General features: G+C 69.3%; 13 protein-coding genes. 5 read left to right on the top strand and 8 right to left on the bottom strand.

Annotated features, from left to right (window positions below):
* The first annotated feature begins 38 nt into the window (after positions 1 to 38).
* The 5 genes from OXS49_RS29850 to OXS49_RS29830 all read left to right on the top strand — a co-directional run bounded on the left by OXS49_RS29850 (position 39) and on the right by OXS49_RS29830 (position 5,540).
* On the top strand, positions 39 to 956 hold the full coding sequence (locus OXS49_RS29850; RefSeq protein ID WP_267428259.1) for an ABC transporter permease: 918 nt from the start codon (positions 39 to 41) through the stop codon (positions 954 to 956).
* Between the two features lie 14 nt (positions 957 to 970).
* A complete protein-coding gene (locus OXS49_RS29845; protein ID WP_267428258.1) occupies positions 971 to 1,906 on the top strand; it encodes an ABC transporter permease in 936 nt (311 codons plus the stop codon).
* Between the two features lie 61 nt (positions 1,907 to 1,967).
* Positions 1,968 to 3,389 (top strand): M20 family metallopeptidase, encoded by a 1,422-nt coding sequence (locus OXS49_RS29840; RefSeq protein WP_267428257.1) that lies wholly within the window; start codon positions 1,968 to 1,970, stop codon positions 3,387 to 3,389.
* A gap of 4 nt (positions 3,390 to 3,393) precedes the next feature.
* Positions 3,394 to 4,998, top strand: coding sequence for an ABC transporter ATP-binding protein (locus tag OXS49_RS29835; RefSeq protein WP_267428256.1), 1,605 nt, complete (start codon positions 3,394 to 3,396; stop codon positions 4,996 to 4,998).
* A 191-nt stretch (positions 4,999 to 5,189) separates the two neighbouring features.
* Positions 5,190 to 5,540, top strand: coding sequence for a hypothetical protein (locus OXS49_RS29830; protein ID WP_244006948.1), 351 nt, complete (start codon positions 5,190 to 5,192; stop codon positions 5,538 to 5,540).
* On the opposite strand, the gene OXS49_RS29825 is transcribed toward OXS49_RS29830, so the two are convergent.
* The 8 genes from OXS49_RS29825 to OXS49_RS29790 form a co-directional block, all read right to left on the bottom strand.
* Positions 5,513 to 5,962, bottom strand: coding sequence for a MucR family transcriptional regulator (locus tag OXS49_RS29825; RefSeq protein WP_244006949.1), 450 nt, complete (start codon positions 5,960 to 5,962; stop codon positions 5,513 to 5,515). The genes OXS49_RS29830 and OXS49_RS29825 overlap by 28 nt on opposite strands.
* Before the next feature lie 534 nt (positions 5,963 to 6,496).
* Entirely contained in the window at positions 6,497 to 7,450 is a 954-nt protein-coding gene (locus OXS49_RS29820; protein WP_244006950.1) for an ABC transporter permease, read from the bottom strand.
* Positions 7,443 to 8,213 (bottom strand): ABC transporter ATP-binding protein, encoded by a 771-nt coding sequence (locus tag OXS49_RS29815; RefSeq protein ID WP_267428255.1) that lies wholly within the window; start codon positions 8,211 to 8,213, stop codon positions 7,443 to 7,445. The genes OXS49_RS29820 and OXS49_RS29815 overlap by 8 nt, the downstream gene beginning before the upstream one ends.
* 157 nt (positions 8,214 to 8,370) lie before the next feature.
* On the bottom strand, positions 8,371 to 9,510 hold the full coding sequence (locus tag OXS49_RS29810; RefSeq protein WP_244006953.1) for an amidohydrolase/deacetylase family metallohydrolase: 1,140 nt from the start codon (positions 9,508 to 9,510) through the stop codon (positions 8,371 to 8,373).
* A 13-nt stretch (positions 9,511 to 9,523) separates the two neighbouring features.
* A complete protein-coding gene (locus OXS49_RS29805) occupies positions 9,524 to 10,540 on the bottom strand; it encodes an oligopeptide/dipeptide ABC transporter ATP-binding protein (RefSeq protein ID WP_244006955.1) in 1,017 nt (338 codons plus the stop codon).
* Positions 10,537 to 11,535: an ABC transporter ATP-binding protein gene (locus OXS49_RS29800; protein WP_244006956.1), complete on the bottom strand. Its 999-nt coding sequence runs from the start codon at positions 11,533 to 11,535 to the stop codon at positions 10,537 to 10,539. Before OXS49_RS29800 ends, OXS49_RS29805 begins: the two co-directional genes overlap by 4 nt.
* 13 nt (positions 11,536 to 11,548) lie before the next feature.
* Positions 11,549 to 12,442 carry an ABC transporter permease gene (locus tag OXS49_RS29795; protein ID WP_267428260.1) on the bottom strand — a complete coding sequence of 298 codons (894 nt, stop codon included), beginning with the start codon at positions 12,440 to 12,442 and terminating at the stop codon, positions 11,549 to 11,551.
* Between the two features lie 77 nt (positions 12,443 to 12,519).
* Positions 12,520 to 13,461, bottom strand: a complete 942-nt coding sequence (locus tag OXS49_RS29790; RefSeq protein ID WP_244006957.1) for an ABC transporter permease — start codon at positions 13,459 to 13,461, stop codon at positions 12,520 to 12,522.
* Positions 13,462 to 13,475 lie beyond the last annotated feature (14 nt).

Below are 13,475 nucleotides of genomic sequence, written 5' to 3'. Positions count from 1 at the left end.
CGCCGCGAGTTCCGCATCTCCAAAAGGAAGCCTGAGCCATGCTGGCCTTCACGGTCCGGCGCATCCTGGTCGCCCTGGCGGTGGCCTTCACGGTGTCGGTGGCGAGCTTTCTGCTCCTCCATCTCTCGGGTGACCTCGCCACCGCGATCGCCGGGCCCGAGGCTACCGGCCCGCAGATCGCCCAGATCCGCCAGGATTACGGGCTCGACCAGCCGATGCTGACCCAGTTCCTCACCTGGGGCTGGCGGGCGCTGCACCTCGATTTCGGCAATTCCTTCTACTTCCGCGAGCGGGTGATCGACCTGCTGGCCGCCCGCCTGCCGATCACTCTCTATCTCGGCTTCATCGCGCTGGCCGTGGCGTTGTTCGTGGCGATTCCGCTGGGCGTCGTCGCGGCCGTGAAGCGGGATACCTGGATCGACCGCACGGCGCTCGCCGTCTCGGTGCTCGGCCAGGCGATGCCGAGCTTCTGGTTCGGCCTGACGCTGATCCTGATCTTTTCCGTGAATCTCCGCTGGCTGCCGGTCTCGGGCAACGCCACGTGGAAGAACTTCGTCCTGCCGGCGATCGCGCTCGGCTACTACGCGATGCCCGCCGTGATGCGGCTGACCCGCAACGGCATGCTGGAGGTGCTGGCCTCCGACTACGTCCGCACCGCCCGCGCCAAGGGCCTGCCGCCCAGAAAAATCCTGGTGCGCCATGCGCTCCGCAACGCCGTGATCCCGGTGATCGCCCTGTCGGCGGTGCAGTTCGGGTTCATGCTCGGCGGCTCGATCGTGATCGAGGCGGTGTTCTCGCTCCAGGGCCTCGGCCAGCTGGCCTGGGAATCCATCGCCCGCAACGACTTCCCCGTCGTCCAGGCGATCGTGCTGGTTCTGGCCATGATCTACATCGGCCTGACGCTCGCGGCCGACCTGCTGAACGCCTTCCTCGATCCGCGCCTGCGCCTGGCATGAGGATGGAGCCCGCCATGAGCCTCCCCCCCGACACGGCAGCGCTCGCCGCCCCCGCCCTGCCCCCGGACGTGCCGATCGCCCTGGCGCCGGTGCCCTCCCCCACCCGCCTGATCCTGCGGCGGGGCCTGCGCCACACCGGCTTCCTGATCGGCGCCGGGATCCTCGGGCTGATCGTGCTGGCGGCGCTCGCCGCCCCGCTGATCGCCCCGCACGACCCCTACGCGCAGGATGTGTCCCGCCGCCTGATCCCGCCGATCTGGCAGGCCAAGGGCACCTGGGACCATGTGTTCGGCACCGACAAGCTCGGCCGCGACTACCTCAGCCGCCTGCTCTATGGCGGCCAGATCTCCCTGCTGATCGGCCTCTCGGCGGCTTTGATCTCCGGGCTGATCGGCACGGTGCTCGGATTATGCGCCGGCTATTTCGGCGGCTGGGTCGATTCGGTGGTGAGCTACATCGTGACCACGCGGCTCGCCATGCCGGTGGTGCTGGTGGCGCTCGCCATGGCGGCGCTGGTCGGCGGCTCCCTAAAGGTGGTGGTGCTGGTGCTGGGCTTCCTGCTCTGGGACCGCTTCGCCGTGGTGACGCGCGCCGCCACCCAGCAGATCCGCAACCAGGATTTCGTCAGCGCGGCGCGGGCAGTCGGGCTCTCGGACCTGCGCATCATCGGCCAGGAAATCCTGCCCAACATCATGAACGCCCTGATCGTGGTGGCGACCCTGGAGATGGCCCACGCGATCCTGCTGGAGGCTGCCCTGTCGTTCCTCGGGCTGGGCGTGCAGCCGCCCCTGCCGTCCTGGGGCCTGATGATCGCCGAGGGCAAGCAGTACATGTTCTTCCAACCCTGGGTGATCACCATCCCGGGCGTGGCGCTCCTCCTCCTCGTGCTGGCGATCAACCTCTTGGGGGATGGCCTGCGCGACATCACGGCGCCCGAGGCGCGCCACTGACGATGCCCTCCGGCGAGGATCCGGGTGGCACGGCACCAAAATGTTTCACGGGAAACACACCATGACGCGAGACGCCGCCATCGCGCGCGCCACCGACAGCTTCGATTCGGGCGCGTTCCTCGCCCTCCTGCGGGAGGCGGTGGCGATGCCCACCGAGAGCCAGGCCCCCGGCCAGGAGGCGGCTTTGCGCGCCTATCTCGACGCCTTCATCGCGCCGCTGGTCACCCGGCTCGGCTTCGCGACCCCAAAGGTCTTCCCCAACCCGGACGGGGTGCATGGGCCCTTCCTGATCGCCGAGCGGCACGAGACCGCCGACCTGCCGACCGTGCTGATCTACGGCCACGGCGACACGGTGCGGGGCTACCCCGAGCAGTGGCGCGCGGGCCTCGGCCCCTGGGAGATCGTGGTCGAGGGCGACCGCTGGTATGGGCGCGGCACCGCCGACAACAAGGGGCAGCACGTCCTCAACCTCGCCGCCCTGGAGCAGGTGATCGCGGCCCGCGACGGGCGGCTGGGCTTCAACGTGAAGCTGCTGATCGAGATGGGCGAGGAATCCGGCTCCCCGGGCCTGCGGCCGTTCTGCCGGGCGCAGGCCGAGGCGCTGCGGTCCGATGTGTTGATCGCCTCGGACGGACCGCGGCTCAACGGCGCGCGCCCGACCCTGTTCCTGGGCTCCCGCGGCGCCTACAATTTCGAGCTGAACCTCGATCTGCGGGAAGGCCCGCACCATTCCGGCAATTGGGGCGGCCTGCTGCGCAACCCCGGCACGGTGCTGGCCTCGGCGATCGCCTCGATGGTCGATGCCCGCGGCTCCATCCTGGTGGAAGCCCTGCGGCCGCCGCCGATCCCCGAGGGCGTGCGCGCGGCGCTCGCCGACATCCGCGTCGGCGAGGACCCGACCGCGCCGACGATCGATTCCGACTGGGGCGAGCCGGGCCTCACCCCGGCCGAGCGGGTCTTCGCCTGGAACACCCTGGAGGTGCTGGCCTTCAAGACCGGCGATCCGGACGGGCCGCTCAACGCCGTGCCGCCCCACGCCAAGGCGACCCTGCAATTGCGCTTCGTGGTCGGCACCGACTGGCAGAACCTGATCCCGAACGTCCGCGCCCATCTCGACGCGCACGGCTTCCCGATGATCGACGTTCGGCCGGCCCGCGCCGCGGAGGTTTTTCAGGCGACCCGGCTGCCGGTGGAGGATCCGTGGGTGGAATGGGCGCTCCAGTCGATCGAGGTGAGCAGTGGCAAAAAACCGGCGCTGCTGCCGAACCTCGGCGGCTCGCTGCCGAACGACGCCTTCTCGGAGATCCTGGGGCTGCCGACCCTGTGGGTGCCGCATTCCTACCCGGCCTGCCGCCAGCACGGGCCGGACGAGCACATGCTCGCCTCCGGCACCCGCGAGGGCATGGCGATCATGGCCGGCCTGTTCTGGGATCTGGGCGAGGCCGGGCCCGACATCCTCCGCCGCCGCACAGCGAGGGCCTGACACCATGAGCGAGCCGGTCGTCCGCATCCGCGATCTGACGATCGCGCTCCCCAAGGGCGCCGACCGCCCGCACGCGGTCGAGGGCCTGAACCTCAACCTCGAGGCCGGGAAGATCCTGTGCGTGGTCGGGGAATCGGGCTCGGGCAAGTCGATGAGCGCCTACGCGCTGACCGGCCTCCTGCCCCGGGCGCTGAAGCCGACGGCCGGCACGATCCTGTTCGAGGGCCGGGACCTCCTGACCCTCGACGAGCCCGCGTGGCGCCGCTTACGCGGCCGGCGCATCGCCATGGTGTTCCAGGAGCCGATGACGGCGCTGAACCCGGTGATGCGGATCGGCGACCAGATCGCCGAGATGTTCGAGGCCCACAACCTGCTCAGCCGCAGCGAGCGCCGGGCCCGGGCGGTGGCGCTCGCCACCGAGGTCGGCCTGCCGAATCCCGAGGAGGCGGTGCGGGCCTATCCGCACCAGCTCTCCGGCGGCCAGCGGCAGCGGGCGATGATCGCCATGGCGCTGGCGCTGGAGCCGTCCGTGCTGGTGGCCGACGAGCCGACCACGGCCCTCGACGTCACCACCCAGGCCCAGATCCTCCGGCTGATCCGCGATCTGCAGCAGAAGCGCGGGATGAGCGTCCTGTTCATCACCCACGATTTCGGCGTGGTGGCGGAGATCGCCGACCACGTGGCGGTGCTCCAGCGCGGGCGGTTGGTGGAATCCGGCACGGCCGAAGCGGTGCTGCGCAATCCCCAGGCGCCCTACACCAAGGCGCTGCTCGCCGCCGTCCCGAGCCTCACACCGCCGGCGCGCCCACCCCTGGCCGCGGCCCCGGTCGCCCTCTCGGTGACCGGCCTGTCCAAGACCTATGCGGGACGCGCCGGCCTGTTCGGCAAGCCACGGATCGTGGCGGCGGTCAGGCAAGTCTCCTTCGATGTCCGCCGTGGCGAGACTCTGGGCATCGTCGGCGAGTCCGGCTCAGGCAAGTCGACCACGGCGCGGCTCGCCATCCGGCTGATCGAGCCCGACGGCGGCACGGTCCGGCTGGGCGACCTCGACTACACGGCCCTCGGGAAGGCCGAATTGCGCGACAAGCGCAGCCGCATCCAGATGATCTTTCAGGATCCGTTCGCGTCGCTGAATCCCCGTCGCACCGTGGAACAGATCATCACGGCGGGCCCGATCGCCCATGGGGTGCCGGCCGCCGAGGCGCGCGAGCGGGCGCGCAGCCTCCTCGACCTCGTCGGCCTCGATCCCAAGGCCGCCGCCCGCTACCCGAACGCCTTCTCGGGCGGCCAGCGCCAGCGCATCGGCATCGCCCGGGCGCTCGCCATGGAGCCGGACGTGCTGGTGGCCGACGAGGCGGTCTCGGCGCTCGACGTCTCGGTCCAGCGGCAGGTGCTGGACCTGCTGGAGGACCTGAAGCAGCGCCTGTCGCTGGCGATGCTGTTCATCACCCACGACCTGCGGGTGGCGGCCACGATCTGCGACCGGATCGCCGTGATGCACCGGGGCGCCATCGTGGAGATGCGGGGCACCGCCGACCTATTCGCCGCCCCGGAGCACGCTTATACGCGCAGCCTGCTGGCGGCCGTCCCGGGCACACACGTGTCCTGAGCGCCTCTCGAGCCAAAATCGGGCCCATCTGGGACGCTGAGACAAGTTTTTTGGACAGAGTTGCCCTGTCGAGAATCGGGCCTTTCGGTAGGATGGTGTCGTGTCGAGGGTCGAGCGCCCCCGGCGGATCCACGGCCGAACCCGCTATCCGTCCACGCTCGCACCTCGAACGCGGCCGGGATTCTTTCAGCGTGTCCACTTCAGACCAGCCCGACGATATCCGGCGATCCGCCAAGCGCGCCCTGCCGGAAGTGCCGCCCTCGCTGCGCCGCGGGGCCGACAAACGGGTCACGCGCTGGATCGGCGCGGGTCAGCGCAAGGTGGCACTGTCGGATGCGGAACCCGCGGGCCCGGTGATGCCGGGCGAAGTCATCAGGCTGAGCTGGGCCGACACCTTCGGTCGGCCCGCACGCCCCGATCTCGGTCGGTGGTTCCAGTCCGATCCGATGACCGCGCAGGTGCTGCCGTTCCGGAGCAGAGCGGATCGACAGAGCGCAGCGCGGCGCGACGCCGATCAGCCGTTCGTACCCGTCCGGCGCTGATCGACCCGGCCGCCAGGGACGCCCAGGCCGATCGCCTTCGCAAGCGCTGAGCGCTGCGCGGCGTAGCCAGGAGCCGTCATCGGGTAATCCTCCGGCAGGCCGTAGCGCTCCCGGTACTGCTCGGGCGTCAGGCCGTGGGCGGTGAGATGGCGCTTCAGGGTCTTGTAGGACCGCCCGTCGATAAAGCTGGTGATACCGTCCTGCTGGACCGACTTGCGGATCTGCGCGGGCGTCGGCTGTTCGACCGGCGGCGCGGCCTCGACGGTGCGCGGCCCGCCGAGATTGTTCAGCGTCGCATGCACGCCCGCCATCAGCTCGGGCAGTGCGGTCGGCGGGACGGGATTGTTCGAGACATAAGCCGCAACGATTTCGGCAGCGAGCTTGACGCGCTCGAGGGCAGTCTCTGGATTTCTTTCGGGCACAGCGCGAGTCCGATCAAATCTTTCAAGGGTGGCGTCGATGGTTCCAAAAGCAAAACCCACGCTTGTGTCAAGACGTCCTTGACCGAAATCCTGCCGAGAAGAGAGAAATTTAATTCATCTCGGCCGACATTCAGCTGCGAACAAGGTTATCCTCAAACGGTACAGCCATAAATCGAGGCTACTTATAGCATCATTGTTCGTCACTGACGCCCAATATCGTCTCGGCCTGTGCGTGGATCATTTTTTACGGGATGAGACCGTTCCGGACCGCGACGGAGGACGGAGGTGTGGATAGCGAATCGCGGTCGTTCGAGCGGCGCCGTTGATCGGACTTCGCGCGGTGGTGGGATCGGCCGGGGATCGCCCCACGCGTTGACGCCCGGATCCGCCCCTGGGAAACCTCGGGCGCGGCGGCATCGCCGCTCAGGCCCACACCGTCGCACGCGCAGGCCGAGACCCGGTCAGATACACCGGGTCTGCGTCGCATTGCGGGGTCCGCTCCGGCGGGACGCGTTCTGCCGGGACCGGGCTATCTCAGGCCTGCATGCCCCAGCGCCGGATGGTGCGCGCTTCGATCGTCTGGAAGATCAGGTTCTCGACCACCAAGCCGATCAGGATCACGGTTAGCAACCCGGCGAACACGTTGGGGATGTCGAGCATGTTCTTGTTCTCGAAGATGAACCACCCCAGCCCACCAGAGCCCGACGACACGCCGAAGACCAGTTCGGCCGCGATCAGCGTGCGCCACGCGAAAGCCCAGCCCACCTTCAGACCCGTCAGGATGGCCGGGAACGCCGCCGGGATCAGGATCTTGCCGATCAGCCGCGGACCCGAGAGCCCATAATTGCGCCCCACCATCGTCAGCGTTCGGCTCACCGACAGGAAGCCCGAATGGGTGTTGAGCGCGATCGCCCAGGTCACCGAATGCACCAGCACGAAGATCAGGCTGCCATTGCCGAGGCCGAACCAGATCAGCGCCAGCGGTAGCAGCGCGATCGCCGGCAGCGGATTGAACATGGCGGTCAGCGTCTCCAGCACATCCGTGCCCATCCGCGAGGCGATCGCCAGCCCCGTGAGTAGGCTCGCGAGCCCCACACCGGCCGCGTAGCCCATCAGCAGGACCTTGAGCGACGACCAAGCACGGGCCGGCAGCGTGCCGTCCATGATGCCCCGGACAAAGGCTTCCACCGTCGCCGAGAAGGTCGGAAACAGGAGGTCGTTGTCGAGGTAGCGCCCGTAGGCCTCCCAGATCCCGGCCAGCACCGCCAGGATCACCAGCTTGCGCAGCCAGCCCTGGTTGAACAGGCGCTCGAAGAGCGACAGCGGCTTCTCCACCACCGGCGCGCCTGCCCCGCCCCGGGCCGGGCCCAGCGCGTACTCGATCTCGGGCCGGGCCGACGGCGCCGGGCGGGGCGGCATGCCTGCGGACGGACCCGGCGCCACGGGCGGCGCGGGGCGCGGTTGGGCGAGCACTGGGGCGCTAGACATTCTCGGCCTCCGGGATCTCCTCGGCAAACAGCATCTGCTGGATGCGGCTCTCAAGGGCCAGCGCGGCCTCGGGCGTGGCTGCGCTGTTGAGCTCGGCCTTGACCTCGCCAGGGTGGGGCGACAGCAGCAGGATGCGCGCGCCGATCTTGATCGCCTCCGGGATCGAGTGGGTCACGAACAGAACGGTGAAGCGTGTGCCCTCCCACAGGGCCAGAAGCTCGTCCTGCATGCGCCGGCGTGTGAGCGCGTCGAGCGCCGCGAACGGCTCGTCCATGAGCAGGATGTCGGGCTCCATCGCCATGCCGCGGGCGATGGCCACGCGCTGCTTCATGCCGCCCGACAGCGTGTGCGGGTAGCTGTCAGCGAAGCGGGTCAGGTTGACCTTGTCGATGTACAGGTCCGCCCGCTCGCGCGCGGCCTTGCCGGTGAGCCGGCCGGAGGCTTCGAGCGCGAACACGACGTTCTGGCGCACCGTCTTCCAGGGCAGGAGCTGGTCGAATTCCTGGAACACCATCATGCGGTCGGGACCGGGCTGGGTGACCGGCCGACCCTTGAGGCGGATCTCGCCCTCGGTGGGGGCCATGTAGCCGCCCACGGCCTTGAGCAGCGTCGACTTCCCGCAACCCGAAGGGCCCAGCAGCACGAACCGGTCCCCGGGAAACACTTGGAAGCTCACCCGGTAGGTCGCGGTTACCAGATGGTCCCGTGTCTTGTACCGAAGCGTGACGCCGTCCACCTCCAGAAGAGGTCGATCCGTATCCATCCATCCTCCCGGGCGCCGCGGCTTGGTGCGCGTTTCGCTGAGGGCTCCACGATGGCTTGGCCCTCACGGGAAAGTGTATCGGTGCGCCGAACAGGCTGTAAAGGCCGTTATTTTGTATGTAACAGGACCGATATCCTAATTCACCTGTCCTGATCCGTTACGTCGGGTGCCACCATCGGCCCTTGAGCACCACGCCCTCGGCGGTGATCCGCTGCGCGCCGGTCATGTGCTCGCCGCGTGTGTCGACGTAGTCGAATGCACCGTCCCGGACCGCCAGCACGGTGGCGTCGCCGAGCGCGCCGACCTTCAGGGTGCCGTACTCCATCCGCTTCACCGCCACGGCGGCGTTCACCGTGGAGGCGGCGATCACGTCGGTGAGGCTCATGCCGAGGCAGAGCATCTTGGACATGGTGGTGACCTGATCGAAGGCCGGCCCGTCGATGCAGAGTTGGTGCACGTCCGACGAGATCGTGTCGGGCAGGAAGCCGCCCGCCATCATGGCCCGCGCCGTCTTGAACGCGAACGAGCCCTTGCCGTGGCCGATGTCGAACAGCACGCCCCGGGCGCGGGCCTCGCGCACGGCGGGCTTCACCGCGCCCTGGGCGGTCACGGGGGAATTGGGGAAGGGCCGGAACGCGTGGGTCAGCACGTCGCCGGGGCGGAGCATCGCCAGCACCTCCTCGTAGCTCGGCGGCGGCTCGTCGATATGGGCCATCAGCGGCAGGCCGGTCTCCTCCGCGACCTGAAGCGCGATGCCGAGCGGCGCGGTGCCCTGGTCCCCCGAGGAATTGCGCCCGACCCGGACCTTGATGCCGATGATCACGTCCCGGTTGGCCTCGGCGACCTCGACGGCCTCGCGGGGCGCCATCAGGCGCGGATCCTGGCTCTCGCCGACCATGATGGTCTTCGAGAAGGCGTAGATGCCCGCGAAGGAAACGTGCAGGTAGGCGAGGATCCGCGCCTCCGAGCGGTCGATGACATGCTTGCGGAAGCCGGCGAAGTTGCCGGGCCCGGCGCTGCCGGTATCAACCGACGTGGTCACCCCGGAGGTGCGGCAGAATTCGTCGGCGTCGATGCCGATCGATGTGCCGCCCCAGTAGACGTGGGTGTGCAGGTCGATCAGGCCCGGCGTGACGATCGCGCCGGCCATGTCGCGCACCTGCGTGCCCGGGCCGGCCGGGAGGTCGCGGCCGAAGCCCGAGACCCGGCCGTCCGCGAAGGCGACATCGCAGAGGCCGTCATGGTTCTGCGACGGGTCGATGACCCGCGCGCCCTTCAGGATGAGGTCGTGCTGCACGTCTGGCTCCGGGTCAGGCCGCCTTGGCAGGCACGGCCTTGTCGTTGAGGTGGCAGGCCGCGAAGTGGCCGGCGCCCACGGCATCGAGCCCGGGCACCTCGGTTCGGCAGCGGTCGAAGGCGTGGGGGCAGCGGGTATGGAAGCGGCAGCCCGACGGCGGGTTGATCGGGCTCGGCACGTCGCCCTTGAGCACGATCCGGGTGCGCCCGGCCCCGGGCTCGGGGATCGGCACCGCCGAGAGCAGGGCCTGGGTGTAGGGGTGCTTCGGGGCCAGGAAGATGTCGCGGCGCGGGCCGATCTCGACGATCCTGCCGAGATACATCACCGCCACCCGGTGGGTCATGTGCTCGACGATCGCGAGGTCGTGCGAGATGAACAGCATCGCGAGGTCGAGTTCGCGCTGCAGGTCGCGCAGCAGGTTGACGATCTGCGCCTTCACGGAGACGTCGAGCGCCGAGACTGCCTCGTCGCAGATGATCAGGTCCGGCTCGGCGGCGAGCGCCCGGGCGATGCCGATGCGCTGGCGCTGGCCACCCGAGAACTCGTGGGGAAACCGCCCCAGCGCCTCGCGCGGCAAGCCGACCCGCTCCATCAGGCTGGCCAGCCGGCTCTCCAAGTCGGCTTTATTCCGGGCGAGGCCGAAATTGTGGATCGGCTCGGCCAGGATCGCCCGCACCCGCATCCGCGGGTTGAGCGACGAGAACGGATCCTGGAACACCATCTGGATGTGCCGCCGCAGGGGCCGCAGCGTCCCGGGCGAAAGGTCGTCGATGCGCCGCCCGTCCAGCACCACCTGGCCGGCGGTGGGGGCGTAGAGGCGCATCAGCGCCTTGGCGACAGTGGACTTGCCGCAGCCGGATTCGCCGACGAGCGACAGGGTCTCGCCGCGGGCGACCGTGAAGGACAGGCCGTCCACCGCCTTCAGCACGCGCTTGGACTGGCCGAACAGGCCGCCGCCGAGGGCGAAATGCTTCTTGAGGTCGTTGACCTCGAGCAGGGTGCGACCGACGGGTGCGGGCGTGGCGCTCATGCCGCGAGGGCGTCCTTCGGCGCGTAGTGGCAGGCGGCGAGATGGCCCGGGGCCTTCGGCTCCAGGGCCGGCGCGTAGGTGCGGCACAGGTCGGTCACGTCCGGGCAGCGGCCGGCGAAGACGCAGCCCTCGATCCGACCTTTGAGGCTCGGCACCATGCCGGGGATCTCGGCGAGCCGCGCGTCGGCCCCGTGCTCGACCGATCCGAGCTTCGGCACCGCCCCCATCAGGCCGCGCGTGTAGGGGTGGCGCGGCGCCCGGAACAGCTCGCGGACCGGCGCCTCCTCGACCTTGCGGCCGGCATACATCACCACCACCCGGTCGGCGACTTCGGCGACCACGCCGAGATCGTGGGTGATCAGCATGATGGCGGCGCCGACCCGGGCCTTCAGGTCGCGCATCAGGTCGAGGATCTGGGCCTGGATGGTCACGTCCAGCGCCGTGGTCGGCTCGTCGGCGATCAGGAGTTTCGGCGAGCAGGCGAGCGCGATGGCGATCATCACCCGCTGGCGCATGCCGCCGGAGAGCTGGTGCGGATATTCCCGCACCCGGCGCCGCGGCTCGGGGATGCCGACCAGCGTCAGCATCTCCACGGCCCGCTCCTCGGCCTCGCGCCGGCTCAAGCCCTGATGCAGGCGCAGGGTCTCGCCGATCTGGCGGCCGACCGTCAGCACCGGGTTCAGCGAGGTCATCGGCTCCTGGAAGATCACGCTGATGTCGTTGCCGCGGATCTTGCGCATGGCGCGGTCCGGCAGATCGAGGAGGTTTTTTCCTTCGAACTTGATCGCGCCGGCGATGCGGGCCGGCGGCTCGGGCAGGAGCCGCAGGATCGACATCGAGGTCACCGACTTGCCGCAGCCGGATTCGCCCACGATCGCCAGGGTCTCCCCCGATCCGATCGCGAACGAGACCCCGTCCACCGCCCGGTTGACCCCGTCGGGGGTGCGGAAATGGACCTGCAGGTTCTCGATCGACAGGAGGGGTGCGCCGCTCATCACGCGTCCGATCTCAGACATCTTTCGCCATGCGGGGATCGAGGGCGTCGCGCAGGCCGTCGCCGACGAGGTTCACCGCCAGAACGGTTGTGGACAGGAAGATCGCCGGGAACAGGATGATGTAGAACTTCACCTGCCAGAGCGCCCGGCCCTCGGCCATGATGTTGCCCCAGGAGGGCGTCGAGGGCGGCACGCCCGCGCCGATGAACGACAGGATCGCCTCGGTGATCATCGCGGAGGCGCAGATGTAGGTCGCCTGCACGGTCATGGGCGCGAGCGTGTTGGGCAGGATGTGGCGCCAGATGATCGCCGGCATCCGCGTGCCCGTGGTCACCGCCGCCTCCACGTAGGGCTGCTCGCGCAGGGACAGCACCACGCCGCGTACGAGGCGGGCGACGCGCGGGATCTCCGCGATGGTGATCGCCACGATGACGTTCTGGACCGAGCCGCGGGTCAGCGCCATCAGCGCGATGGCGAGCAGGATCGGCGGGATCGACATCATGCCGTCGACGACCCGCATGACGATCCCGTCGAGCCAGCGCACCATGCCGGAGACGAGTCCGACCGCCAGACCCGCGATCGAGGCGAGGAACGCCACCGAGAAGCCGACCAGCAGCGAGACCCGGGCGCCGTAGACCACCCGCGAGTAGACGTCGCGGCCAAGCATGTCGGTGCCGAACCAGTACTGCGCGGAAGGCATCCGGGTCCGCTTGGCCGGCGCCAGGGCGGTCGGATCGACGGTGCCGAGCCATGGTGCCAGCGCCGCCATCAGGAACACGATGAGTAGTAGCAGGCCACCGACCACGATGGTCGGGTTGCGCCGGACATAGGTCCAGACCGGGCCCCGGTGCTTGCGCACCGGGATCACGTCCGGCAGCGGCGCCGCGACGGCGAGGCCCGGCGGCAGCGAGGCCTTTGAGAGCGTGCCTCCGGGCGGAGCGCCCGCCTGCGGGGCGCGATCGGGGAAGGGCGCGACGGTCGCGGTCAATAGCGGATCCTCGGGTCGAGCACGGTGTAGAAGAGATCGATGGCGAGGTTCACCAGCACGTAGACGAAGCTGAACAGCAGCACGACGCCCTGGATGACCGGGTAATCGCGCCGCAGGATCGCATCGACCGTGAGCCGGCCGAGGCCGGGGATCGCGAAGACTGTCTCGGTCACCACCGCGCCGCCGATCAGCAGGGCGATGCCGATGCCGATGACGGTGACGATCGGCACCGCGGCGTTCTTGAGGGCGTGGATGAACAGGACCGGCCCCTGCGACAGACCCTTGGCCCGGGCGGTGCGGACGTAATCCTGGCTCAGCACATCCAGCATGGTGGCTCGGGTCACCCGGGCGATCAGCGCGATGTAGACGAGGCCGAGCGTCACCGCGGGCAGGATCAGGTTCGACAGCCAGGGCCACAGCCCCTGCTCGATCGGCGTGTAGCCCTGCACGGGCAGCCAGCCGAGTTCGAGGGCGAAGACGTAGGCCAGGATGTAGCCGACCACGAAGACCGGCACCGAGAAGCCCATCACGGCGAGCCCCATCACGAGGCGGTCGATCAGGGTGCCGGCCTTCCAGGCGGCCACGACGCCGAGCGGCACCGCCACCGCGATGGCGAAGACCAGGGTGACCAGCATCAGCGAGACGGTGGGCTGCACCCGCTGGCCGATCATGGTGGTGACCGGCAGGTTGGTGAAGATCGAGGTGCCGAGATCCCCGTGGATGATCTGCCAGGACCATTCGCCGAACCGCACCAGGAACGGCCGGTCGAGGCCGAGCGTGGCGCGGATGCGGATGATATCCTCGGGGCTCGCCTGATCGCCCGCGATGATCGCGGCCGGATCGCCGGGGGCGAAGTACAGGAGGCTGAAGACGAACAGCCCGACCACCGCCATGACCGGGATGGTGGCGAGGATGCGCCTGCCGATATAGCCGAGCATGGGTCCTCGCTAGG

This window comes from Methylobacterium sp. GC_Met_2, from assembly GCF_026540795.1.
Taxonomy (GTDB): Bacteria; Pseudomonadota; Alphaproteobacteria; order Rhizobiales; family Beijerinckiaceae; genus Methylobacterium.
The sequence above is the reverse complement of the archived record's forward strand: the minus strand, read 5'-3'. Positions and strand labels throughout refer to the sequence as shown.

What these genes read in the sequence shown, in the direction of transcription:
- OXS49_RS29850 (WP_267428259.1), top strand. Translation starts at nt 39, where the DNA reads ATGCTGGCCTTCACGGTCCGGCGCATCCTGGTCGCCCTGGCGGTGGCC.
- OXS49_RS29845 (WP_267428258.1), top strand. Translation starts at nt 971, where the DNA reads ATGAGCCTCCCCCCCGACACGGCAGCGCTCGCCGCCCCCGCCCTGCCC.
- OXS49_RS29840 (WP_267428257.1), top strand. Translation starts at nt 1,968, where the DNA reads ATGACGCGAGACGCCGCCATCGCGCGCGCCACCGACAGCTTCGATTCG.
- OXS49_RS29835 (WP_267428256.1), top strand. Translation starts at nt 3,394, where the DNA reads ATGAGCGAGCCGGTCGTCCGCATCCGCGATCTGACGATCGCGCTCCCC.
- OXS49_RS29820 (WP_244006950.1), bottom strand. Translation starts at nt 7,450, where the DNA reads ATGTCTAGCGCCCCAGTGCTCGCCCAACCGCGCCCCGCGCCGCCCGTG.
- OXS49_RS29815 (WP_267428255.1), bottom strand. Translation starts at nt 8,213, where the DNA reads ATGGATACGGATCGACCTCTTCTGGAGGTGGACGGCGTCACGCTTCGG.
- OXS49_RS29805 (WP_244006955.1), bottom strand. Translation starts at nt 10,540, where the DNA reads ATGAGCGCCACGCCCGCACCCGTCGGTCGCACCCTGCTCGAGGTCAAC.
- OXS49_RS29800 (WP_244006956.1), bottom strand. Translation starts at nt 11,535, where the DNA reads ATGAGCGGCGCACCCCTCCTGTCGATCGAGAACCTGCAGGTCCATTTC.
- OXS49_RS29790 (WP_244006957.1), bottom strand. Translation starts at nt 13,461, where the DNA reads ATGCTCGGCTATATCGGCAGGCGCATCCTCGCCACCATCCCGGTCATG.